This is a genomic window from Paramuribaculum intestinale, from assembly GCF_030759015.1.
Taxonomy (GTDB): domain Bacteria; phylum Bacteroidota; class Bacteroidia; order Bacteroidales; family Muribaculaceae; genus Paramuribaculum; species Paramuribaculum intestinale.
Map to the genome: position 1 here is coordinate 80,663 of NZ_CP098825.1, position 22,897 is coordinate 103,559.

The following is a 22,897-nucleotide window of genomic DNA, read 5'->3' on the forward strand; positions in this document are numbered from 1 at the left end:
TTGATCACAATCCCTATTACCCTTTAGCCTATTGGTCTTGTCTATATCCCATGTAAGCCCTATTAGGGCGGTACCTGTCCTCCGACTTCCCGATTTCTCCACCTTTTTGTGGCTGGGGGTGGTCACCGCACGCTCCGCGGATCGCTCTGTGCTGACGCGCGGCGCGGCCTCGTACCCTCCGGGACTCGCCGCGCTGTGCCGTGTCCCCGCCTCTATCCGGGGTCTCCGCCTCGCGCGGTCACCGCTCCGCTATCGCCTCGCGTCGCCCACGCCTCGCTCCGAACCCCGGTTACTGTCAGCCCGCACGCTCCGCGGCTTCGTTCCTCCCCGCCTAACCCTCTCCCCGGCTCACCTTCTGCCGTGTGGCATCGCCGCCTCTGCCTCCGACTCTCTGTGCCCTCGCTTCCCCCTCTCCTCATGCCGGATGGGATGTCGTCCTCGGAGCCGCGGAGCGTGCGGGCAGATGTTATCCCCGGTTCGGAGCGGAGCGCCGCCACTGCCACGCGTCAGCGGGGCGGGGGAGCGCGCCGCGTAGACCGGGGGAGAGGAGAGAGGCGTCCCCGGTCGGCCGAGCTGCGGAGCATGCGAGATCAGCCGCCCGCGCCAGCCCAGGCCACCCGCTCGCATATAGCACTCCCTCTCTCTTCGGCCGCTTGGGGGTGGTCGTAGACCACCGACCTCTGTAAACCCCGCCATGACGCCCGAAGGGCGGCTTGGTGGGGGAGTATGCTCGCCCGCTATGCGGATCTTCGTGGATGAGCCGCAGGGACAGTCAGCACATCTCCGAATAACGACCCCCTAAAAAGCAGCGCGCCCCCGATTCACATCGGTGACGCGCCAATATATACTAACTTATTATTTTTTGGATGGTTTACTTCACCACCGCCTTGACGGCCTTGCCCGAGGCGAGGCGCACGATGTAGATACCGCGGGGGAGTCCCTGGGGATTCACGCGGCGTCCGGCGATGTCGAAGGTCTGCGCGCCCTCGGGCACGATGATCGAGTTGCCCTCCACGCGCACGCTTCCGGCCTCCTGATCGGCTTCCACGCCGCTGATGCCCGTCACTTCGGGCTTGAACTTGATCTGGTAGTCCCTGACTGACTCCGCTCCGGGGCGCTTGCCGCTCTCGAGGGCGTAGGCCTTGATCTGTCCGTTGATGACGGCCTGCGTGTCGTTGGTGAGTGTCAGCGGTCCGTTGTAGAGCTTCTCGGCGGCTCCGTCGAGCGAGTAGTAGATTGCCGCTCCTGCGGGTCCGTTGATGGTGATGACGGTCACTGCCTCCTGCTCGTCGACGGTGATGGTGACGTCGCCCGAGAGGTATTCTCTCACCACCTCCGTTCTGGCCTCATGCGAGGGGAGCATGTCGTCGGCTGTGGCGCGTGCGAGTATCTCGCCCGATGCCGTGGCGTCGAAGGCTCCGGTGTAGGGATTCCATGTCTTGCCTCCGTCGAGCGAATACTCGATGGCTGCACCCTCTGTGGCACAGGTGATGCTGACGGTGGTCTTGTCGAGGAACGCAGCCTCGGCGGGGGTGATCACGGGGAGTGCCACACGGTCGATGGCCTGCGATGCGGTGAGGTAGATCACCGGCTTGTCGTTTTCGTCGGCGAGCACGTAGCCTTTGAGCTTCCATGCCTCGGCGTCACCCTCGGGGATGGCGGCGAATGTCGGGTCGATGGCGTATGTGTTGCCCTTGGCGTCGGTGGCGTTGCCTTCGGCCACGGTGACTCCGAAGAGTGTGGCGGGCGCGGGGGTAGCGATGGCATAGCTTTCGTCCTCGTCGAGCAGCTCGGCGTCGGCGTCGATCTCATGGAGCGAAGCGGTGTTCTTGCTGTTTCTGACGAGCACGATGTCGGCGAGATACTTGCCCGCTTCGGCCTCGGCCGGAGCGGCGGCCACCACGGCGAGATTACCCTCTTTGTCGGCGGCCATCACCGTTCCCTCGGCAGCGGCCACCACTTTCAGGTGGCTGCGGAAGTGGTAGAGATTGTTGGCGTTGTCGCCTCCGGCCACCTCGGCGAGGCTGCCCGCGTCGGTAGAGAGCTTCGTGAGTGTGATCGTGGTGGGACTTCCTTCAAGCACTCCCGGTGTGGAGCGTTTGATCGTCACCTTGGTATCGGCATCTATGCCCTTGAGCTTTTCCGGATCGTAGGCCTCCTGTGTGCCATCTCCGACAGTCATCTTGATGACAGCTCCGTCGGGGGTGTCGGTTGTCAGATCCATACGTTTGATGAACTCATATGATTCACCCTTGATCTCAACCCCGTCGGCAAAGAAGCGTGCGGGGCGGTCTGCGGGCGTGGGTTCGAGCTTCTCCACCTGTATGGCATATTTGCCGTCGGTGTGCTTGCGGAGTATGCCGATGACGTTGAAGTGCTCTGTTCCGGCTGCCAGATGGTCGGCGAGCTGCTCTTTGAGGCTCTTCGCCGGCTCGGCGGTGTCATCGCCGGCAGTGGTGTCGTCGGCTTCGTCGGCGAGCGCCATTACGGCTTCGGTTTCCGGCTCTGAGGGAGCCTGGTCGGTGCCGAACATATCCCAGAGCATGGCCACTCCGTCGGCGGTGAACTGTGCGGTGTAGTCGTCGGATGCATCAGCTTTGGCCACCTGCACTTTCATGACATTCATCTCGGCGTCGAGCAGATCGTCCGTGAGGGTTATCTTTTCGGGGTGGTTGTCGGGATGCTCTTCAAGCGTGCTGAGAGCCACCGTTACGGAGCGGTTTACGCAGTTGTTCTCGCCCATTACCGGATTTCCATCCTTATCGGTCACAGGTTTGCCGTCAGAATCGCGTAAGGCCATATAAGGGATGAACCTGGGAGTGCCTTGTACGTAGCCGGGTACGGATACTTCTCCTGCAAAGGGACTGTCGGTGTGGTGAGTGAAAAGAGCCGAGGATGCGAAGAAGTTGCCGAGTCCGGTGAGGTCTACGTCGAGATTGCCGGCATTGTCGATGGTGACTTTGCCTATGAACTTGCGGATCTCATCGCCGACTTTTATTCCTCTGCCATAATAGTTCCATAACTCGTTGCCTCCATAGGCGGCATAGGTGACGGGGAATCCTGTCCTGCTGCTTTCAGTATATTTGTATTGCCAGTTGTCATTGTCATGTACGAGAATATACGAGTCCTTGAACGCTGTGACTGTGTCGCCGGCATTGGCCGGATTGAGCGGCAGATCCTTGTCGACATCGCGCAGCTGCAGCACATTGCCGTTGCGGGCCACGACGGCGAATCGTCCGTTGAATCTCACGTAGCATGCTTGGTCAGTGCTGAGCGTGCCCTCCTGAATCTTTTTGCGGAACTCCTCGATCGACACTACCTCCGGGCCGGTCTGCACAGCGTCGCGGATCACAATCTTCAGTTTGTCGCCCTCATTTGTCCTGTTGTATTGAGGGTTTGTCGCGTAGGCATATGCATAGACGGTAGTGCTGCCTGTGTTTTGGTCGAATTTCAGATCGCGGGTGTCAAATGAACATATGTGGGATGAAGTTTCGGATGAAGTTCCGGAGTAGATGCTTTTGCCGTTGTTGTCTTCTATTGTGAATGTGAACGCCGGAACAGTTTCGGATGTCGACGGAGCTTTTATATTGAACGACAGTTCGATTCTGCCGTCCTTGCTGTCATGTGTGTACTGCCACGCTTTGGAGCCGTCGGCCTCAACGATCTCTTGATATTTATGCTTGTCGACATCGTTGATATTGATTTCAGGTGTTGGAAACGGAGCATAGATGTTGCCTGATCGGGGGGCGAGATAATAGGTCTTCGTGTCCGGGTCATATTCCACGATGGCGACCATGCTGTAGGTTTCAGTGGTGGTTAGAGCATTGATTTCTTCATCCGAAGGTGTATTCCATCTAAAATTTCCGAGACCGGCAGCTCCGAGAGCACCTTTTGTCGTCGAACCGTAGCGGATGGCGATTCTCTTTTCGCCTGTGGCTTTTGACATACGGAATGAGTTGTCGGTGCTGTTCCAGTCGGTAAGTCCTCTTACTATGACTGCCTTTCCAAAGAGGTCGGGCGTGATGTCGTCGGTTTCATGAAATCCTATGAATCCTTTGATCTGTGTGTCAGTAAAACCGAATTGACTGAATTCCTGTTCATTGTCCTGATACGGAACCTGGGCTTCTGTGCCAAGCAAAGGATAATAATCTTCAGGCTCCTGGGATGTCATGTCGCGCACTACGATCACCGGATTTTCCCCGTCGTTGTAGTAATATTTGCCTATGACCATGTTGGGTTTCATCAAACTCAATACCGGCTTTGACATGTTGGAACCATAATTTTGTGGTGAGAAGGTGTTGATAGGAAAATATGGATCCGCTTGTTTGGCACGCCGGGATATTAGTTTGACTGCGACTCCGTTGACGTCGCGGACATAAACAGCGTTGGTGTACTTGTTGTTGTTATCCTGAGGATATACGAGGGTGTGCGCTCTTATCAGCAGGGGCATGTCGAGCAGCACAATCTCGCCATTGTTCTCGAGCTTGTGCAACTCGGCAAGATCCGATATAACCTTGGGATGGATTACTTTGGTCGCGATCTGAGCGACTTCCGATGCATATGTCGTATCTTTGTATGGCGACTCAACGCGTGCATAATAATACGCGCTCTTGACCGATTCAAATGGTGCTGTGTACGTCTTTACATTATCGGCAGTCCAGTCGATAGTCGTGACGTCATCAAGTTGTGTCTTTGACTCGATATATTTGATCGTATGGTCGGTGTAGTCATCGGTCTGCGATGCCATGGTGATGGTTATAGGCAAGCGTGAAAGCCATTTGCCGTCGGTGAATTTGTTGCTCTCAAGATTGGTTGTAATAACCGGTGAGGCAGGCGGGTTGGGGGTATCTGTCGAAATCTCAAGCTCCACGCCGCTGATATAGGCAAGAGTGTAAGTCCCGCTGTATACTTTGGTGTCTGCAGATGTGATTGATGTTGCAGTAACGTTATATAGGTTGTTTTGAGATGGTTTTTCGAGGGTGATCCATTTGTCTATGTCTGCTGACATTCCGGTTCCGCATCCGAAACTGATACATCGTCTTGGCCCGGGGTGATTCTGGTCTATTTTTGTGTTTTCAGAAGTATTGGTTATGCTGATGTCGTATTTTTCAGTTGAAGCTTTGAAGCAGTTGTTTATGTTGCTTCCTCCAAAAAATGCCATAGGAAATGTATTAGATCGGTTCTGTCCCATGGAGTATAGCGTGATGCTATATGTCTTTGCAGATGATCCGTCATCCATTTTGTATTTTTCGGGGTCGGGATACACTCGGAATTTGGTGCCTATATATAGTCCAAGGGCTCTTGTCGTGTCTGTGGCAACTTCGAGAACATTAGTTCCGCATGTGGATGTCTTACAGATTTCGAAGATTATATCGCCTATTTTGATGAATTCGGTGCTTTGGGCTTTAGTCTTTGCAAGTTTGAAGGCTGCTGAACCTTTCTCTTCCCATTCACCGCTGGTCGGGTTCTTGTAGTAAATTTTGTCACCTTTAGGACTGCGACTGAAATTGATAGTTTTTTTCAGCGGCGCATTGTCGTTTGTTTCCTGGGCGGTGGCGGGGTGTGGCGATAGGCCACAGAGAGCTACCACCCCGAGAAGGGTGAGTAGAAGTCGTTTCATAATCGTCCTGTTTTTAATTTGTATGAATGTATATGAAATGTATATCGGTAGCATGTGCGGCACAGATATCGGTGTACCTGCATCGATTCAAAAAAGTGGATGCTAAGTTAGTATCATGCCAAATCCGTTGTCCGCAAGGGCAGAATTTTTAACCAAATTGTAAAAGTGTGTTAGGGGGGGGGTACACTACTGTCTACAGATAGTCGACAACGCCACCCATCGCCCTCTCTCCCCGCCTCCCTGCATATATTCAGCATCTAACTCACATAAAAACAGCATACCCACCCCGCCGGCTCTCCTTCCTGCCGGATGGGTAGCCGTCCGCGGTTCCGCTCTCCCTGCGTCACCGCGCCGGCTCACCTACTGCCGTATGCCCCGCTCTATCCTCTCCTCCCTGTGCTGACGCGTTGCGCGGCCTCGTACCCTCCGGGACTCGCCGCGCTGTGTCGTGTCCCCGCCGTGCTCCGGGGGCTCCGCCTCGCGCGGTCACCGCTCGCTATCGCCTCGCGTCGCCCGCGCTCCTCTCCGAACCCCGGTTACCGTCTGCCCGCCCGCTCCGCGGCTCCGCCCTCCCCGCCCCGGCTCACCTCCTGCCGTGTGGCGTTGCCGCCTACTACTTGCCTCCCACCCTCTCTCCTTCTGCCGGATGGGGTGGCACCCTCGGAGCCGCGGAGCGTGCGGGCAGACGGAATCCCCGGTTCGGAGCGGCACGCCGCCCACCGGCGCGCGTCAGCGGGGCGGGGGGAGCGCGCCGCGTAGACCGGGGGAGAGGAGAGTGCCCCCCGTTCGGCCGAGCTGCGGAGCCTGCGAGATTAGCCGCTCGCGCCAGCCCGGGCCACCCGCCCGCACATAGTGCTCCTGCCCTCTATCCCGCGCCCCTCTCGACCCTATGCTGACGCACGGCGCGGCCTCGTACCCTCCGGGACTCGCCGCGCTGTGTCGTGTCCCCGCCGTGCTCCGGGGTCTCCGCTTCGCGCGGTCACCGCTCCGCTATCGCCTCGCGTCGCCCGCGCCACGCTCCGAACCCCGGTTACTGTCTTGCCCGCACGCTCCGCGGCTCCGTTCTTGCCCGCCCCGGCTCACCTCCTGCCGTGTGGCGTTGCCGCCTACTACTTGCCTCCCACCCTCTCTCCTTCTGCCGGGTGGGGTGGCGCCCTCGGAGCCGCGGAGCGTGCGGGCAGACGGAATCCCCGGTTCGGAGCGGCACGCCGCCCACCGGCGCGCGTCAGCGGGGCGGGGGGAGGAGAGTGCCGCGTAGACCGGGGGAGAGGAGAGTGCCCCCCGTTCGGCCGAGCTGCGGAGCCTGCGAGATCAGCCGCCCGCGCCAGCTCAGGCCACCCGCTCGCACATAGCGCCCCTGCCCCCACCCTCTCGCCCCGGCGGCTTGGGGGTGGTCTCCGACCACTCCCTGGTCCGCCCTCTCCCCCTCCGCCCGGGGTTTAACAAAAATTAATTGTAGCTTTTTTTGAACAAAACCACCCGAACTATTAAAAATTGTAAGCAAAAAAGCCATTAAACCGACGAAACTTTCAGTTTGTAACTTATTTTTAGAAATCGCAACGAAAAACTATGTTTAACAACATGGTTTTCATTGCTGTATAATATTGAAAAATTATCATACCTTTGCAGTGCAAGAACAAGAACTACAGCAACAACTTTTTCATACAAGCTAATATTTCATTCAGATAAAATCCACTGACGTTAAGTACTATGTGTAAATGACAATGGGCTGACCGGGAGGTCAGCCCATTGTCATATTCATGCTCCTGGGGAGGTCAGTTTTTGAGCAGACGGTCGATGTCGGCGTCGATGCCCGTAGAGCGCGTGTAGTCCCACAGCGTGATCGACCGCAGCTGATAGTAGTAATACCAGTAGCGGTAAAGTTCGTTGACATAGGCCTGGCGCTCCTGATCCTTCTTCACCTGCGAGTCGTTGAGATCGAGCGTGGAGATGCGGCCTATCATGAAAGTGGCCACATTGGTGTCGTAGCGGCGCTGCGCTATCTCGGAGGCCTTGTCGGCTATGGCGAGCTGCTGCTGCTGGTTGCAGAACCGTTCCACGAGTATGAACAGATCCTGATTGAAGTTCATCGTTTCCTGACGCAGGCGGCTCTCCGTCACCTGACGGTTGCTCTCGGCCACCTTCACCTGTCCGCGGCGTTTGCCCCAGTCTATGAGCGGTATGCTCAGGCCTATCTCCACCACCTGGTTGTCCTTGAGGCGACGGTAGGCGTCCGAAACGCGGTGGTCGGTGCCGGTATAGCCTATCTGCGCGAAGAGCGATATCTGGCGCAGATTGCCCTTGGCCTTGGCCACCTCATAGTCGGCTTCGAGCTGCCGGCGGCGCAGGTTGCGCACAAACTTGTTGTTGGCCAGAGCCTTTTCGAGAGCGTCGGCATAGGTCACCTCCACCACCGGGATACCCGTCGGTATCTCCGGCTCTATCTCCACCGTAGGCTCCAGATTGAGAAACGACCGCAGGGTGAACATGTTGCTCTTCAGCTCCGACTCGCAGTCGGTCATGTCGGAGCGGGCGTTGAGCAGGTTCAGCTCCATCTGCAGCAGGTCGTTCTCGCTGATCTGACCCATTTGCCGCTTCTCGCGCGCCACTTCGTAGAGCTTGGCGGCGTTGGCGTGGTTCTGGCGGGCTATCTCGAGGTTTTCCTTGGCCATGAGCAGGTTGAAATAGTAGTTGATGGCCGACATGGCCACCGTCTCGGTAGCCGTCAGAAACGCCGCCTTGGCCTCGGCGTAGCGCACCGGCTCTATGCGGCGGTCCCACTTGACAGTGTTGACGCCGAATATCGGCTGCGACAGCGTCAGCGCCACCGGTATGGTCATGAACCGGTTGTAGGGATCACCCTCCAGTTCGCGGAGCCAGTCGAGCGAGGTGTTGACCGACAGCTGCGCGCCGGTGAGCCACACGTTCTGCGTGATCGACAGGCCGCCGTTCATCTGCAGGAAGTTGTTGCGCACGAACGAGTAGGTGCCGTCGGCGTTCATATACGACGAATACTGCTTGTGGTAGGAGGGCACGGTGGCCGTCAGGTTCACCTCCGGGAGCAGTTCGGCCCGGTAGGTGCGGTATTGCCAGTAGGCCGAGCGCAGCTCGTCGAGCGCCACGGCCGCATTGACGCTGTGGGTGCGTGCGCGGGCTATGGCGTCGTCGAGCGTCAGCCTGACGGTGTCGGTGGCGGCGCTCTGGGCGGCCACGGTCATTGCCGTGGCCGTACTGGCTGCCAGAAGGGCGATTCTCAGTGTTGATCGCATAGGATTCGGGGATATAAAAAATCAGGTTCGGAAATTTGTCGCGGTCAGCGTCGTTCACTCGTCGGCCAGGGCGCGGGCCGGCTCGATGCGCGTGGCCTTGTAGGCCGGAAACCAGATGCCGCCTGCCACCATCAGAGCCATCAGAGCGGCGGTAGCTCCCGCCGTCAGCGCGAAGCGTCCGGGGCTGAAGTAGCCCTGCGCGCCATACACGGTGTTCAGCTCATAGTGGCAGAGCTGCCAGTCGATCAGCAGAGCCGGGATGGTCGCCACGGCGAGCATCAGAAGGCCTTCGCTGATCAGGCGGCCAAACACCGACCGGTCGGTGGCGCCGTTGACCTTGCGTATGGCTATCTCCGGGGTGCGCTGTTGGGTGCGGAACCAGAATGTGCCCATCAGACCCAGAAACACGCTTACCAGCATGAACACCATCACCGCCACGTATTTGCGTATCGTCACCAGATTGTCGCTGTCGGCCGTGTCGCGTATCTGCGAGTAGGGCTTGATGTCCGAAATGTAGGTGTTGCCGCGGCGGTAGAGCCGTTCGCGGTCGGCGTTGAAGCTGTCGGGAAAGCGGCTTTCGGCTTCGGGCTTCACCCTGATGTTGATCTTGTAGTTGGGCCGTGGTTCAAGCTGATCCATGTCGATCGGCTCGAAATAGCTGATAAAGTATTCGGATTCGATATTGGTGCGTTTCACCGGCTTGAGCAGTCCGCCTATGGTTATCGTCATCGAGGTGTCGCGCGGATTTTTCACGCGTCGGTTCAGCAGATCGGTGGAGCTGAGGTGGCCGCTGACATGGGGCGAACTCTTGTCAAACTCGGTCATCAGCGGCTTCCCCTGACGCAGTGCCTCCTCAAGCTGCCCGATGGTGAACCCTCCGGCCGGCTGGAAGCCTATGGTACGCAGATGCTCGGGAGTGATCTGGCGGTAGTAGATCGAGATCTCCGTGGTGTCATCGGCTACGTTGAGCCCCATTCCGTAGAAATTCTGGAAATATGGCTCGGCGTTTGCCGACAGGCTGACCTCCTCCACGTCGGGCCGCTGGCGTATCGCCTCGATGATCGAGAGCAGATCGGCGCGGTTGCGCTCGGTGGTCGCCTCGCCGTAGTCGGTATAGCGGCGGCTCCCCTCCGGCAGATAGCGGAATTCGGCCATATACGTGTGTGAGGTGTCGAAGCCGGTCGGTTCGAGGCGTGTGGCCACATGCACGTAGAGATAGTCGTTGATATACCACACGATCGCGCTGACTATGATCATCTCCACTATCAGCCACACGTTGGCGCGCCACTCGTTGAGTGTCTGTCGTAAAAGTTTGCGTTTCATGTCATTTGTTTTGATTGATGGCCTCCACCGGGTTGATGCGCGAGGCGCGCAGGGCGGGCACTCCGGTGCTGATGAGATTGAGTATGAAGCAGAAGAGCAGTGCGTAGGCTCCGAGCGTCCAGTCAAACAGCGCTCCTGCCGATAGGGTCGACGGCATGGCGTAGTGTGTCCACCGGCCGGTGGAGTAGATGGCATCGAAAAGCAGCGCTCCGAACCCTATGCACAGCAGCAGCCCGAGCAGGCCTCCGGCCAGGGTGATCACGAAGTTCTCTGCCAGGATGTCGGCTACGATGCGGCCGCGGGTGCAGCCGAAGGCACGGCGTATGCCTATCTCGCTGACTCTGCGGCGCAGGCGGCTGCGGGTCATGGAGCTGAGGTTGATGGCCGGTATCAGCAGCAGTATGCCGAACAGCATCCAGCGCATGTGGCGACCTTTGTTGACGTCGGGGAGCGTCACAGGGTATTCATCGGCTTTGTGATGCTCGTGGTCGTAAGGCGCTCCGGCAAGAGAGAGCGTGCAGCTGTCGGCGGCCAGACGGGTGTTGATGACGGCCAGGCGGCGGTTGACTTCGGCCTTCACGGCCTCGTCACGCCCCGGACGGGGCACTATCAGCGTGCGCATGTCGCCCATGTTGGGGTTTCCCCAGGATGCTGTGGGCGCTGTAAGGCTCACGGGCATCCATATCTGGGCGTAGGCCACGTCGGTCACCGGCGACACGTCGGCCACCACGCCCGCCACCTCCTGCGGCACGTCGTCGATCAGCAGCGTGCGGCCTATCACGTCAGCGCCGTCGCTCGCGAAAGCCTGACGCGCCACCGATTCGGTGATCACCACCTTGCGCAGATCCGACATTATATCGGCGCGGTCAAACGGCTTGCCGGCTATGAATTCCAGGTCGATGATGCGGAAGAAACCGTCATCCACGCGCTTGGCGTCGGCAGCGAAGGTGGGATTCCCCTCGGTGTTGGCCAGTGCTCTCGACACATACGGGCAGTAGATGCTCGTCGCCTCGGCCTCCTCCAGCGATTCGGTCAGTTCGGCGGCTATGGCTGTCGACAGATTGCTCTGTATGACATTCTCGTTTGATCCGAATCCTTCGAGGATGCCGCGCCCCATGTAGAGCGTGCGGCTGCGTTTCGTTTCGGGAGCGAGGTCTATCACCGTCACCTGATGGAGCATCACCACCACCATGATCAGGAACATCGCCAGCGCCGTGCCGATGACCGTCACCGCCGAGATGACCGGCTGCGACTTCAGTTCATACCATATTTGTTTCATGTGTAGCAGGTCTTTTATGTGGGGCGGATCAGATCTGGTGGCCGTCGAAGAAGCGCACTATGCGGTCGGTCTGGCGTGCCTGGTCCTCATTGTGGGTCACCATCACTATGGTGCGGCCATCCTCCTTGTTCAGGCGGTGGAGTATGTCCATCACCTCGGCGCCCATCTTCGAGTCGAGGTTGCCGGTCGGCTCGTCGGCAAGGATTATCTCAGGATTGCCCACAATGGCGCGGGCCACGGCCACGCGCTGGCACTGTCCGCCCGAGAGCTGTGCGGGCATGTGGCGCAGACGGTGGGAAAGTCCAACGCGGTCGAGCACCTCGCGCACCATCTGCTTACGCTCCTTGTCGCTCACGTGGCTGCGGTAGATCAGCGGCAGCTCCACATTGTCCATCACGTTGAGCGACGGTATCAGGTGGAAGCTCTGGAACACGAAGCCCAGATTATGGTTGCGGAACGCCGCCAGTTCGCGGTCCTTCATCGTGCCGGTCATGGTCTGGCACAGCTCCACGCTGCCCGAAGTGGGGCTGTCGAGGAGGCCTATGATGTTGAGCAGCGTCGATTTGCCGCAGCCCGAGGGACCCATGATGGATATGAACTCGCCCTTTTCCACTTCGAGATTCACGTTTTCGAGAGCCACGGTCTCGATGTCGTTGGTGCGATAGATCTTGTTGACGTTCTGGAGATTGATGATTGCCATATTGTAGAGGTTTTATTTGTTTTGTAATATTGTTGTGTGATAATGTCTGATCAGTTGTCGATCGATAGGGCCTGGGCCGGCTCGATGCGCATCGCGCGGCGGGCGGGAAACCATATTCCGGCAATGACCATCAGCGCCATCAGTACGAACGATGTGCCGGCGCAGACGGCTATGCGAAGAGCCGTCGAATGATGCGCCCCGTAGTATGCGCAGATGTCGTAGTGCGTCAGCAGGCAGTCGGCCGCCACGGCCAGCGGGGTCACCAGAGCCAGAAGCAGGACTCCCTCGCCGATGAGCCGGCCGAAGATGCCGCGGCGGGTGGCGCCGTTCACGCGGCGTATGGCTATCTCGTTGACGCGCTGCTGTGTGCGGAACCAGAAGGTGCCCAGCAGGCCAAGGAATATGTTGATCATCATGAATCCCATGCCTGCGGAATAGTTGCGTAGCTGGGTGGTGGTGGAGCGCTGGAAGTTGCGCCTTATGTCGTCGAGTGAGCTGACGTTGGTCAGCAGATTGTTGCCCACATGGAGATAGTCGGGGGCGGCTGCCATCAGTTTCGCGGCAATGTCGTGGTCATGCTCCGGACGCACTCTGACGGTCAGCTCGTTGTAGTACCACACCATAGCCTTGTCGGGGTGGAAGCCGTCGCGGCACACATCCTGCAGCGCGAAGGCGCTCCAGTCGCTGAATTCGTCGTATCTCACCGGTACGAGAGCCGATCCTATCTGTGCTTCGGGATGCTCGCCGTTGATTTTGTAGTCGACATAGTGTATCTTCTTGCCTGCGTCCTTCAGCTCCCTGACCGACGGAAGAGGCTCGCGCGAACTTGACGAGAAGAAGTTGTCCGAAAGCAGCATTTTGCCCTCCTCGAGCTGTGCGGCAAGTTCCTCGGGACTCTCGCCGTTGGCTCCGCGATAGCGGTATATGATGGGGAAGTCGGGCGTGGCGAAGCGGCGCAGGGCGTTGCCGGTGACGCTGTCGTAGCCCATGGTGATGCCGGAGTTGGAGCCGTTGAAGGGGCGCGCGTTGTTGGAGTAGGCGGCGGCCTCTATTTCGGGCATCTGCTTGAGGCGGCGCAGTATTTCCCGAAAGGCTTCGGATTGAGCCGAGTCGTTGGCGTATTCCGGTCGGTATTCCGGGCTGGTTTCGGGTATGTCATACATTGTCAGCTCGTAGCAGTGGTCGTATTCAAAGCCCAGAGGGGCGAAATATGTGCGCATGCTCGCATAGAAGTAGTCGCAGATATACCACAGCACAACGCTGACCACCAGGAATTCGAGGGCAAGCCACACGTTGGTGCGCCACTCGTTGAGCATCTGTCGGAGTAGTTTCTTTTTCATGACGTTAAAGTGAGTTTACGATGCTCGCCCGCGAAGCGCGCCATGCGGGCACACCGGTGCAGAGCAGATTGAGGATGAAACAGAAGAGCAGAGCCATGCCGAGGGTCGACCAGTGGAGAAGCATCGGCAGCGAGGCCGTAGTCGGGGCGCTTGTGGCGCTCATGCCCTGGTTGAACAGCGACGGAGCCAGCAGCAGGGCGAACGCCACCGACAGACCGAATCCGATCAGGCCGGCGATGAGAGTCATCGACAGGTTTTCCATGATCAGGGAGCCGAGGATGCCGCTGCGGGTGGCGCCGTAGGAGCGGCGCACGGCTATCTCCGACATGCGGCGCTTCACGCGGCTCTGGGTCATCGAGCTGAGGTTGATGGCCGGCACGATGAGAAGTATCAGATACACCATCAGACGCGAGCGCCGTGCCTGCTTCAGGTCAGGCTCTACGTTGGCCCACCTGCCCACAGCGTCCTTTTCGGTGGTGTACGGGCGGTTGCGCCACACATACTGGTAGCCGTTGCCGGCTTTCATCTGAGTGTTGACGCTGGCCTTGATCTTGTCGAGCTCGGCGAGTATGGCCGGGAAGTCGCTCTTGTCGCGGGCGAGTATCGTCGACGACAGCATGCCCATGTAGTTGTCGTTCCAGGTGTCCTTCAGCAGCGAGGTGGCTGTCAGCGGCACCCATAACTGGCTGTAGGCGTGATCGGCCAGTGGCGATACATCCTTGACTATGCCTATGAGGCGGTAGGGGGCGAGGTCGATGAGAAATTCGCTTCCGATCAGATCCGCTCCGGCTGATCCGAAGAGCTGCCGGGCGGTCGACTCGGTCATCACGGCCAGAGCCTGGCTGCTTTCAAACTGAGCCTGGTCGTAGGGCTTTCCGGCTGTGAACTGCAGGTCGAACACGTCGAAAAAACGGTGGTCGGTAGGCAGTATGTCTACTTTGATCGGAGTGTGGTCGCGCAGAGCCGCCGAGTGGGTGGTGGTCATGCACGCGTATGCGGTCGAGGTTTCGGCCGATTCAAGCGGCTCGATGATGTTCTGGTAGGCCCAGTAGCTCATCGGGCCGTTCGACGTCCCGTCGCCCCAGTCGGCATGTGTTATCGACATGCTTCCCCAGTGAAGCATACGGTCGCGGTGGCTTTCGGGAGAGTAGGGGGCGGTCTTGACCTCCTGCATCATCACCACCGTCATGATCAGGAATATGGCCAGTGCCGTGCCGGTGATGGTCACCCATGTGACCACCGGCTCGCTCTTCAGCTCATAGATGAATTGTTTCAGCATAGTATATATGTTTTCTAATGGTTTTTATTTGTTCAGTTTCAGGCGCTCGGATTTGGCGAAGTTGCTCATGTCGCTCACCACCACACGCTCCCCCTTCTTCAGGCCGCTCACCACCTCCACGTATTCGTAGTTGGAGTCGCCGAGCTTCACCTGACGCTTCTCAAGCTCGCCGTCGGAGCTCTCCACGAAGAGGTCGTAGACACCCGGTCCCTTGAAGAACGGGGCGTTGGCTATGCGCAGCACCTCGTCCTTGATGTCACACATCACGAACACGTCGGTGCGCAGACCCGAGCGCAGCCGCTGGTTGTCGTCGTCGTCGAGCATTATCGTGAAGGATATCACACCGTTTTTCGACAGCGGGGTGACGCTGCTCACGTGGCCGTCGAGCTGGGTCTTGCCCAGACGCACCTTGGCGTGCGCTCCGGGGCTTACGCGGTCGCCGTAGGAGTCGGCTATCTCGGCGTCGACCTTGAAATGGCTCAGGTCGGAGATCACGGCCACCTTCTCGCCCTGGCCTATCTGCTGGCCTATGTTGTTGTTGATATAGGTCAGTGTGGCGGGGCGGGGCGCCAGAATGCGGGCATCGTTGAGGGTGCGCATCTTCTCGGCATAGTTTTTCTCGAAGATGTCGATCTCGATCTGCTTCATCTTCAGCTCGGCGTCCTTCACCTGGCGGTCGTTGACAAGCTGCTGGCGCAGCTGCTCAAGCTCAAGCACTCCGGTGCGGTAGGCGAGTTCGGCCTCACGCACCTTCTCGCCGGTGCCGGAGCCGATGGAGTCGAGACGACGTTCGTTGACCACCTCCACGCGCTTGCGGTTGACATCCATCTCCTTTACCTTAAGCTGCATCTCGAGCGACGACAGGTAGGTGTGGTTGGCCAGACGCTGCTGTTCGAGCTGATAGGTCATGCGGCGGCGTTCGTCGTTGAGTTTGTCCACCTCCACCTGAGCCGACTGAAGGTCGAGCAGGAGCAGGGGAGTGCCGGCGGCAACGCTGTCGCCCTCGGTGCTGTACACCTCCACGATCTTAGTGGATATCGGCGAGTTGATGATCTCTTCGAAAGCCGGCACCACTCTGCCCGAGGCGTTGACCGAAGTTTCGATCGTGCCCACGTCGGCGATGGAGAATGTGAGGTCGGCGGCATTGACGCTTCGGCGCATCATCGACAGCAGCACAATTATAGCCACTATCACGGCTATGCCTGCCGCGCTCCATTTGATGATAAGGTTGCGGCGCTCGCGGCGCAATACTTCTTTGGGAATCTCTCTGTCCATAGATAAATAGCTGTATTCATTGATTAACTGTGCCAATACCGTGCCAAAAAGTGAAGATGTTGAAATTTAGATAGTTGGCAAAATCGAAGTGTCCGATATCGGACACTTGTCCGCCCGATATCGGACACTCGGACATTTTTCTGATCATTCCGGACACTTTCCTACACCCGTTTTCAGTCAAAGAAGCCCGGAAACATATCTTCGTGTGAAATTCAAGCAGGCTCTAGGCAGTGTCTTATTTTACGGTCATGTTGCGAAAAAACTGTAGGTGGAAATTAAAAAAAGAGATGTCTCCCGACATCTCTCTTCCTTTAAACCTTTATCTTAATCTAATACTATGAAAAACACACATGCAAAAGTAGTAACAAAAACTGATACAAGAAGTAGTAGACAAACTTATTTAACACAAATTTAACTAAAATCTGCGTCTTTGTCTTACACTCTGCAATCATTATGCGTTTTTCGGTTGTCGTTTCGGACTTTTTCGGCCTGTTTGGGCGCAATCAGTCCTCGGGAGCGAACATCGGATCCCACGGGGGCAGAAGTTCGGCTTTTTTCGACATGACGGCGCGGGCTTTCGGGGTGAGATACTTCTTGTCGACCACCAGGCGGAACATATACTCGTCCATCCACCGGTCGGTGATGATCAGGTGGCCGCCGTTGGCGCCCGGACCCCAGCTGTTCTCCACAAGCCATTTCACCGGCTTGCCCTCCTTGTCGAGATCCACCGCCACGAGCGTCATGGCGTGCGACGAGCCGCTTGCGTGGGTCAGCACTCTCTGGCGCTTGTCCATGCCGAAGGTGGTGCCCAGCAGCGAGCCGTAGTCGTAGAAGTCGGGGTCGAGCACGCCGCGTTCGCGGTCGAGAAACTTGCCCACGTCACACGAGAAATACATCGCCGTGGAGTCCTTGATCGATGCTATGGCCATCTCCTTTATATCCTCCATCGGCAGGTTGACGTAGGTCCAGTTGCGGCCGTCGTAGGCGTGGCGGTCATATTCGATCTCGTAGAGGTTGTAGTACGGACGGGTCGGGTCGTTCATCAGCATCACGTAGTCGTCGCTCAGATTGTTGCCCAGGAAGCGGTCGTAGAAGCTGAGCGGAGTGTAGGTCATGGTGTCGACCGCTTCACCCTTGGAGTTGCGGCGCGTCCATGTGAATTCCGTCGGGGGCTCGCCGAGATTGAGCACGAGCATCCGGTAGACCTCGCCGAGCATCTCGGTCTTGCGGCGTCCGAGTTCCGTGGCCTTGGTCTTGGCTTTGGCTGCGTCGCGCAGTTCCAGACCCCATTCACGGAGTTTCAGCGAGAGCAGCTGGTTGAGGCGCGAGGTGCTGTTCGACGAGTTGGTTTCGGGCATCACTTCGGCGGGAACCACGCCGTATTTGCCAACGATGTCGGCGATGCCGGTAAACTGGCCGCCGTCCGAAAGCGGATTGCGGAACAGCCAGTCGACCGTCTTGTCGTCCATCGGTCGGTCGGAGGTGTCTATCACTCCCTGAAGAAACAGGTTGGCCTTCTCAAGCTGGTCGAAGAAGAAGTTATAGTTCTGCGACAGCTCGGTCATGGGCAGGTCGTGCTCGGCCATCATCTGGGCGCGGAGCACATTGAGGCCCGTGAACAGCCAGCAGCGTCCCGAAGAGCGCTGGTTGGTGATCCCTTTGGAGGGGACGCGGTGAGAAAACTCGCTGCTTACCGGCCGACGGGCGTCGAGATTGCGGGCAAGCGAATTGATGTCGTTGGCCGTGATGGCATTGCGGATGGCACGGTCGGCCGGAGTGTTCTTGTAGGCCGACTTGATGGTGGTCATCATCTCAGGGCTGATACCGCCGGAGGCTTGCTGCGCCGTAGCGCAGAAGCCTCCGAGGATGATTACCGCCATTAACGATGATATGCGTCGCATAGGCGTGTAAGGTGTTTATTGATTGGTTTCGTTCAGGGGATTACTTGTCGGAATTCCACGTGCATTCGATAAACTCGAACTGGCCGCGTCCGGTCACCTTGTAGGTGATGACGTAAGGCGTGGTGGACGAGCCGTTGTAGGCCGAGAAGTTGATGGTGTAGATCACGTCCACTCCGGCTATCGGCTCTGCGTCGGGGTGCAGTATCGACAGGGCGGCGGGCATCACTTCGCTCTCGAAGCGCTGCTTCATCGTCGCTACGATCTGCTCGTCGGTCATGTCGGCATAGCCGGCGGCATACTGCGCGCGGGCCGAGGCGGCGCGAAGATCCACATTGCCCTGGTAGGCCGATGTGCCCGAATAATACTCGTTGTTGCCGTAGCTGGTCACGTAGGTGGCGCCGGTCTTGTCGTCGATCTGTGCCTTCACCCAGTCCACGCATGTCTGATAGTAGAGTGTCGACATCTCCTGGCCTTTGCCGGCAGGGAGGTTGATGGTGACGTTCGGGTCGTAGATCCACTTGCCTCCGGTGCGTACAAACTGTGCGGTTTGCGTGGTCACGGTGGCGGCAGGAGTCCAGTCGGTGCCGTTGAATGTGTATTCGTCGCAGCGCACGGTCGTGGCGCTCGAAGCATAGTAGAAGTAGGCCACATAGCGGACGTCACCTTCCGAGGCGTAGGGATACTTCGCTCTGAGGAACTTCGGCAGCAGGGTGGCCGGAGCCTCATCCGATAGGTTGTCGTAGTGCTGTCCCATGGCCTGATAGTCGGCGTGGGAGGGCATTACCACATCGGTGGCGGCGTTCCAGCGGGTGCCGTTGAAAGTGTAGACCGCAAACTCGGCCTGCGAGGGCATCGTTTCGGTGGCTGCACGGCTCGATACCGTGGCTGCTGCCGATGCGGTGGACTCGGCCACCGAGGTGGCCACCATGTTGCAGTATCTTCCGCCTGCCACGTTGATCAGATAGCCGGTGACGGTCACTTTCGCGCCGTCGGCATACTTGCTCTTATCGGCGCTGAGCATACCGTAAGGGCTGCCCTGTGCCTTGGCCGAGCCGTCAATGATGATGTTGGTGTTGGTACGGCCTTTGCTGTCGGTGGTCACGCTGACGGTGCCGGTCATTGTGCCGTAGATGGCCAGGGCGTTGTCGGTGCGCGCTATGATATCGGCCATTGAGGCGGCGTCAAAAGTTGTGGCTGCCGGATAGCTGACTGCCTGGCTGCCTGCTTTGTCAAATGTGGCGCCGTTGGCGATCTGGAGGCCTGTGTTGTAGGCGGCGACAGTGCCGTTGAGCACTATCTGGTCGCCGATGGCCAGACCGCTGAAGCCGTTCTCCTCGAACTTCGAGCCGCAGTATACGAATATCGCACCCGAGGCGTCGGTCAGTATATAGCCCTGCGAGCAGAGCGCGGTGACAACGCCGTTGATCGTCACGTCGTCATCGACGGCTGCGGTGCCGATCACGCTGGAGAGGGTGAAGCCGGGCTCTTCAGGTTCCGACGGGGCGGAGAATACTGGATCGGCCTGGGAGGTGCGGTAGCGCACCACGGCGTAGTCGCCTTCGGCGGCATCGGGCAGAGCAGCCAGAAGAATGCCGGGAATCGAAGCCGAGGCAGTGTGCGACGGTGCGAAAGCTGCGATGTAGTCGTTCTCGCTGCCCCAGACAGTCTGGTAGTCCTCGTCGCTGACTATGTACTCGGTGGCCGATTCGATTTGGGCGGGAATCTCCGAGGGGGTCACGGCTGTGTTGTAGGTCAGACGCACGGCAGAGCCGTCGGTCAGGGTGAAGTAGGCAAACGAAGAGCTGCCAAGCCATGCCGGCACGTAGTCGCGGGCGGGAGCGGCGTCGCTGAAGCAGAGTTTGGAGCCTACGGCGCGGAGCGCGGCGGCTCCGGCATCGCCGGCAAGCGCTTTGTTTGCGGAGTTGGACGATACGGCGGCATAGTCGGCCTCCGTCATGGTGTATTCGATTGTCTCTACCTGAGTGGGTTCGGGCACTTCGAAGCCGTTGAGCTCATCGTTGTTCCAGGAGTTTTCCGAACAGCCGGCTAAGGCTCCGGCCGCGAAGGCCAGAAGGAGAGCGCGTGAAATATGCTGTTTCATTGTCTTTTTCGATATTTTAGAAGTTGACTCTCATGCGCACTGAGAAGGTGCGGCCGAATGAATAGAACGTCTGGTAGGCATTCTCCCATGTGCCGTCGCTGGCCACCGGGGTGTAGGCCTGAGTGATGTAGTTGTAGTCAAACAGATTGTGGACGTTGCCGTAGAGAGTGGCGTTGACGCCTCCGATCTTGAAGCGGTAGCTGCAGGAGAGGTCAAACTGGTTGCCCCAGGGTATGCGCCAGGGGTCGCCGGCAGCAAGCTCGCCGTTGTTCTGCAGCGAGGAGGTGGTGATGTTGATGTCGGAGTAGTTGCGTGCGGCAGCTGTCCAGTCGGCGCCGATGCGGAAGCCGTCGAACGGTTTGAACACTACGCCCACGGCTGCGGTGGTCTGAGCCGAGCCGCCCACCTTCATGCCTTTCTGGAGCAGGGTTGTGCGCAGATGGTCGTCGGCGAGGATGCCTGCGGCCACGTCGCCCTGAAGGTTCTTGAGGGGCTCGCCGTTCTGGTTGTAGAAGTAGCCGGTGGCGTTGGAATCCCACTGCCAGTCGCCGAGCGAGAACATTCCGTCAAGTTCCATCCACTTGACGGGAATATATTTCACGTTGAATTCCAGACCCATGTGGCGGGCGTCGACACCCTCCATGTTCATGTAGTATCGGTCGCCGGCGTGGGGGCCGCTCTCGATCTCGCCGCTGCGGGCCATGGTGCGGTCCATCCAGCGGGTCAGATAGGCGTTGAAAGTGAAGGCCACCTTGCGCGTCTGGAGTCCGTAGCCGGCTTCGAAGGAATACACCTTCTCGTTGACGGCGTTGGGGTTGGTGACGTTGGAGTAGTTGGAGTTGAGGAATACGCCGCCGCTGAAGAACGGAGCGCGCGATATGTAGCCGGTGTTGAAGAACACGTTGTTGTGACGGTCGATGTTGTAGTTCACGCCACCCTTGACGGTGCCGCCGATGAAGTTCATAGTCTTCGATTTCTCATGCTCCTTGTCATAGTAGAAGAAGTCGCGGCGCCAGTAGGTGTTGTTGTTCAGGGCGCCCGAAAGCACAAGGTTGAGCTTGCCCGAGAGCGTCGTGTATTCAGCCTGGGCGTAGGCTCCCTCCTGGGCGGTGTAGCCGTTGTAGTTGCGGGCTATCACGTCGCCCACGCCGAGCTTCTGGTATTTCCAGTCGGGATTCGCGGCTAAGGCGTTGTTGGCTGCGCGGACGTTGCCGCGGTTGCTGTCGTCAAGATAGTAGGCGCCGTCATAGAGGTCGCTGATCTTGTTCTTGTGATGGCCTATGTAGTAGCGAAGATCCAGACCGCCGATGAGGTTCAGACGGTCGCCGTTGCGCAGATCTATACGTTTCTTGTACGACGATACAAGGCCATACCACTCGTGGTTGTTGTTCTGACGGGCCATGACCATGTTGGAGCCGGTGGCCGAAGCTGCGTTCATGTCCTGGATGGCGCCGTAGTCAAAGGTGCCGTCGGGGCAGCGGAATTTGGTGTTCAGCACGCCGTTCGACGAGCCATACCAGTCGCTGCTGTAGCCGTTGCGCCCATAGCCTTTGAGGCCGTAGCCCTGGGCATACGACATGTAGAGCGATGTGGAGAGCGACTGTGTGTGGTCTATCTGCCAGATGTGACCCAGAGAGATCTGGGGCTTGTGGTAGACGTTGTAGTTCGACGTGCGCTGACGGCCCTGGTTGTCGAAACCGTAGGTCGGGTTGTAGCGATACATGCTTTCGCCGTCCATATAGTTCTTTACTGCCTGCCAGCCGAGCACGCTGAGGCCGTCGTAGCTCGAGCGCTGGTAGTGTTGCTGCGGTGCGCCGAAGGCTGTCAGAGAGAGCTGATGGGAGGAGGTGAGGCGCTTCGACACGTTGAAGAAGTAGTTGTAGGCGTTATACTGTGTGCCCTGCACATAGCCGTCGCCCCACTTGTGCGAGCCGAGGAATGTCACGGCCCAGCCGTTCTTCATCAGGCCGGTCGACACCTTGACGCCGTAGTTGTTCATGCCGTCGTTGCCCATGCCGTACCATACCGAACCGCCGCGCTCAACGTCAATTGTGCGGGTGGTGATATTGATGGTGCCGCCGATCGAGGGGGTCGATACGATAGTGGCGCCAAGGCCGCGCTGGGTCTGGATGTTGGAGGCTACGTCGGAGAGGCCGGCCCAGTTGCTCTGGTACACGCCGCCCCACTCCATGTCGTTGATAGGTATGCCGTTGACCATCATGGCCACATTGGCGCTCTTGAAGCCGCGCATACGGGTTTCGGCGTCGCCGAAGCCGCCGCCCTGACGGATGGTGTAGATGCCCGGTGTGGTCTTGAGCACCTCCATGAGCTCCTGTCCGCCGAGCTTGAAGTCGATGGCGTCGGCGCCTACGGTCGACATTGCCACGGGGGTCTCGCGGGTCTTGCCCACCGACTGGGTGACAACCACGTCGTCGAGATGCTTCATGGCAAGCTCCATCGTGATGGTGCCCATGTCGCTGCGGGCCGGCAGCTCAAGGGTCTTGTAGCCGATATAGGTGATCTTGATGTTTTTGCCTTCGGGCACGTTGATGGTGAAGATGCCGTCGATGTTGGCGGCCGCGGCTCTCGATGTGCCCGGCACAGAAACTGTGGCTCCTACCATAGGCTCGCCTTCTTCATCGACGAGCGTGCCCGTACATTTGATGTCGGGGGCTGCGAAAGCGCTGACACATAGCAGCCAGATTACACTTCCTAAAAGAAAGAGTCTTTTCATAATCGGTTATATATAAATGTTATAGATTGGTTTGTCTAATCAATTGTGGTGTCGGGCGACCGTCTTCACCCGTCCT

At 58.4% G+C, this 22,897-nt stretch carries 11 protein-coding genes; all 11 read right to left on the reverse strand.

Annotated features, from left to right (window positions below; genetic code table 11):
* Positions 1-871 precede the first annotated feature (871 nt).
* The 11 genes from NF347_RS00320 to NF347_RS00370 all read right to left on the reverse strand — a co-directional run bounded on the left by NF347_RS00320 (position 872) and on the right by NF347_RS00370 (position 22,821).
* Positions 872-5,620: a hypothetical protein gene (locus NF347_RS00320; protein ID WP_306254307.1), complete on the reverse strand. Its 4,749-nt coding sequence runs from the start codon at positions 5,618-5,620 to the stop codon at positions 872-874.
* A 1,775-nt stretch (positions 5,621-7,395) separates the two neighbouring features.
* On the reverse strand, positions 7,396-8,838 hold the full coding sequence (locus tag NF347_RS00325; RefSeq protein ID WP_161953450.1) for a TolC family protein: 1,443 nt from the start codon (positions 8,836-8,838) through the stop codon (positions 7,396-7,398).
* Positions 8,839-8,943: 105 nt separating this feature from the next.
* Positions 8,944-10,212 (reverse strand): ABC transporter permease, encoded by a 1,269-nt coding sequence (locus NF347_RS00330; protein WP_107681867.1) that lies wholly within the window; start codon positions 10,210-10,212, stop codon positions 8,944-8,946.
* Between the two features lies 1 nt (position 10,213).
* Positions 10,214-11,491, reverse strand: coding sequence for an ABC transporter permease (locus NF347_RS00335; protein ID WP_306254308.1), 1,278 nt, complete (start codon positions 11,489-11,491; stop codon positions 10,214-10,216).
* Between the two features lie 28 nt (positions 11,492-11,519).
* Positions 11,520-12,191, reverse strand: a complete 672-nt coding sequence (locus NF347_RS00340) for an ABC transporter ATP-binding protein (protein WP_202613089.1) — start codon at positions 12,189-12,191, stop codon at positions 11,520-11,522.
* Between the two features lie 50 nt (positions 12,192-12,241).
* Complete coding sequence (locus NF347_RS00345; RefSeq protein WP_107036630.1) at positions 12,242-13,531, reverse strand: FtsX-like permease family protein; 1,290 nt, start codon at positions 13,529-13,531, stop codon at positions 12,242-12,244.
* Positions 13,532-13,535: 4 nt separating this feature from the next.
* Positions 13,536-14,810, reverse strand: coding sequence for an ABC transporter permease (locus NF347_RS00350; RefSeq protein WP_107036629.1), 1,275 nt, complete (start codon positions 14,808-14,810; stop codon positions 13,536-13,538).
* A 24-nt stretch (positions 14,811-14,834) separates the two neighbouring features.
* On the reverse strand, positions 14,835-16,085 hold the full coding sequence (locus NF347_RS00355) for an efflux RND transporter periplasmic adaptor subunit (RefSeq protein WP_107036628.1): 1,251 nt from the start codon (positions 16,083-16,085) through the stop codon (positions 14,835-14,837).
* 503 nt (positions 16,086-16,588) lie between these two features.
* Positions 16,589-17,986 carry a C1 family peptidase gene (locus NF347_RS00360; protein WP_107036627.1) on the reverse strand — a complete coding sequence of 466 codons (1,398 nt, stop codon included), beginning with the start codon at positions 17,984-17,986 and terminating at the stop codon, positions 16,589-16,591.
* A 40-nt stretch (positions 17,987-18,026) separates the two neighbouring features.
* On the reverse strand, positions 18,027-20,087 hold the full coding sequence (locus tag NF347_RS00365) for a single stranded DNA-binding domain-containing protein (protein ID WP_107036626.1): 2,061 nt from the start codon (positions 20,085-20,087) through the stop codon (positions 18,027-18,029).
* A 16-nt stretch (positions 20,088-20,103) separates the two neighbouring features.
* Positions 20,104-22,821, reverse strand: coding sequence for a TonB-dependent receptor (locus NF347_RS00370; protein ID WP_107681592.1), 2,718 nt, complete (start codon positions 22,819-22,821; stop codon positions 20,104-20,106).
* Positions 22,822-22,897 lie beyond the last annotated feature (76 nt).

What these genes read in the sequence shown, in the direction of transcription:
- NF347_RS00320 (WP_306254307.1), bottom strand. Translation starts at nt 5,620, where the DNA reads ATGAAACGACTTCTACTCACCCTTCTCGGGGTGGTAGCTCTCTGTGGC.
- NF347_RS00325 (WP_161953450.1), bottom strand. Translation starts at nt 8,838, where the DNA reads ATGACCGTGGCCGCCCAGAGCGCCGCCACCGACACCGTCAGGCTGACG.
- NF347_RS00330 (WP_107681867.1), bottom strand. Translation starts at nt 10,212, where the DNA reads ATGAAACGCAAACTTTTACGACAGACACTCAACGAGTGGCGCGCCAAC.
- NF347_RS00335 (WP_306254308.1), bottom strand. Translation starts at nt 11,491, where the DNA reads ATGAAACAAATATGGTATGAACTGAAGTCGCAGCCGGTCATCTCGGCG.
- NF347_RS00340 (WP_202613089.1), bottom strand. Translation starts at nt 12,191, where the DNA reads ATGGCAATCATCAATCTCCAGAACGTCAACAAGATCTATCGCACCAAC.
- NF347_RS00345 (WP_107036630.1), bottom strand. Translation starts at nt 13,531, where the DNA reads ATGAAAAAGAAACTACTCCGACAGATGCTCAACGAGTGGCGCACCAAC.
- NF347_RS00350 (WP_107036629.1), bottom strand. Translation starts at nt 14,810, where the DNA reads ATGCTGAAACAATTCATCTATGAGCTGAAGAGCGAGCCGGTGGTCACA.
- NF347_RS00355 (WP_107036628.1), bottom strand. Translation starts at nt 16,085, where the DNA reads ATGGACAGAGAGATTCCCAAAGAAGTATTGCGCCGCGAGCGCCGCAAC.
- NF347_RS00360 (WP_107036627.1), bottom strand. Translation starts at nt 17,986, where the DNA reads ATGCGACGCATATCATCGTTAATGGCGGTAATCATCCTCGGAGGCTTC.
- NF347_RS00365 (WP_107036626.1), bottom strand. Translation starts at nt 20,087, where the DNA reads ATGAAACAGCATATTTCACGCGCTCTCCTTCTGGCCTTCGCGGCCGGA.
- NF347_RS00370 (WP_107681592.1), bottom strand. Translation starts at nt 22,821, where the DNA reads ATGAAAAGACTCTTTCTTTTAGGAAGTGTAATCTGGCTGCTATGTGTC.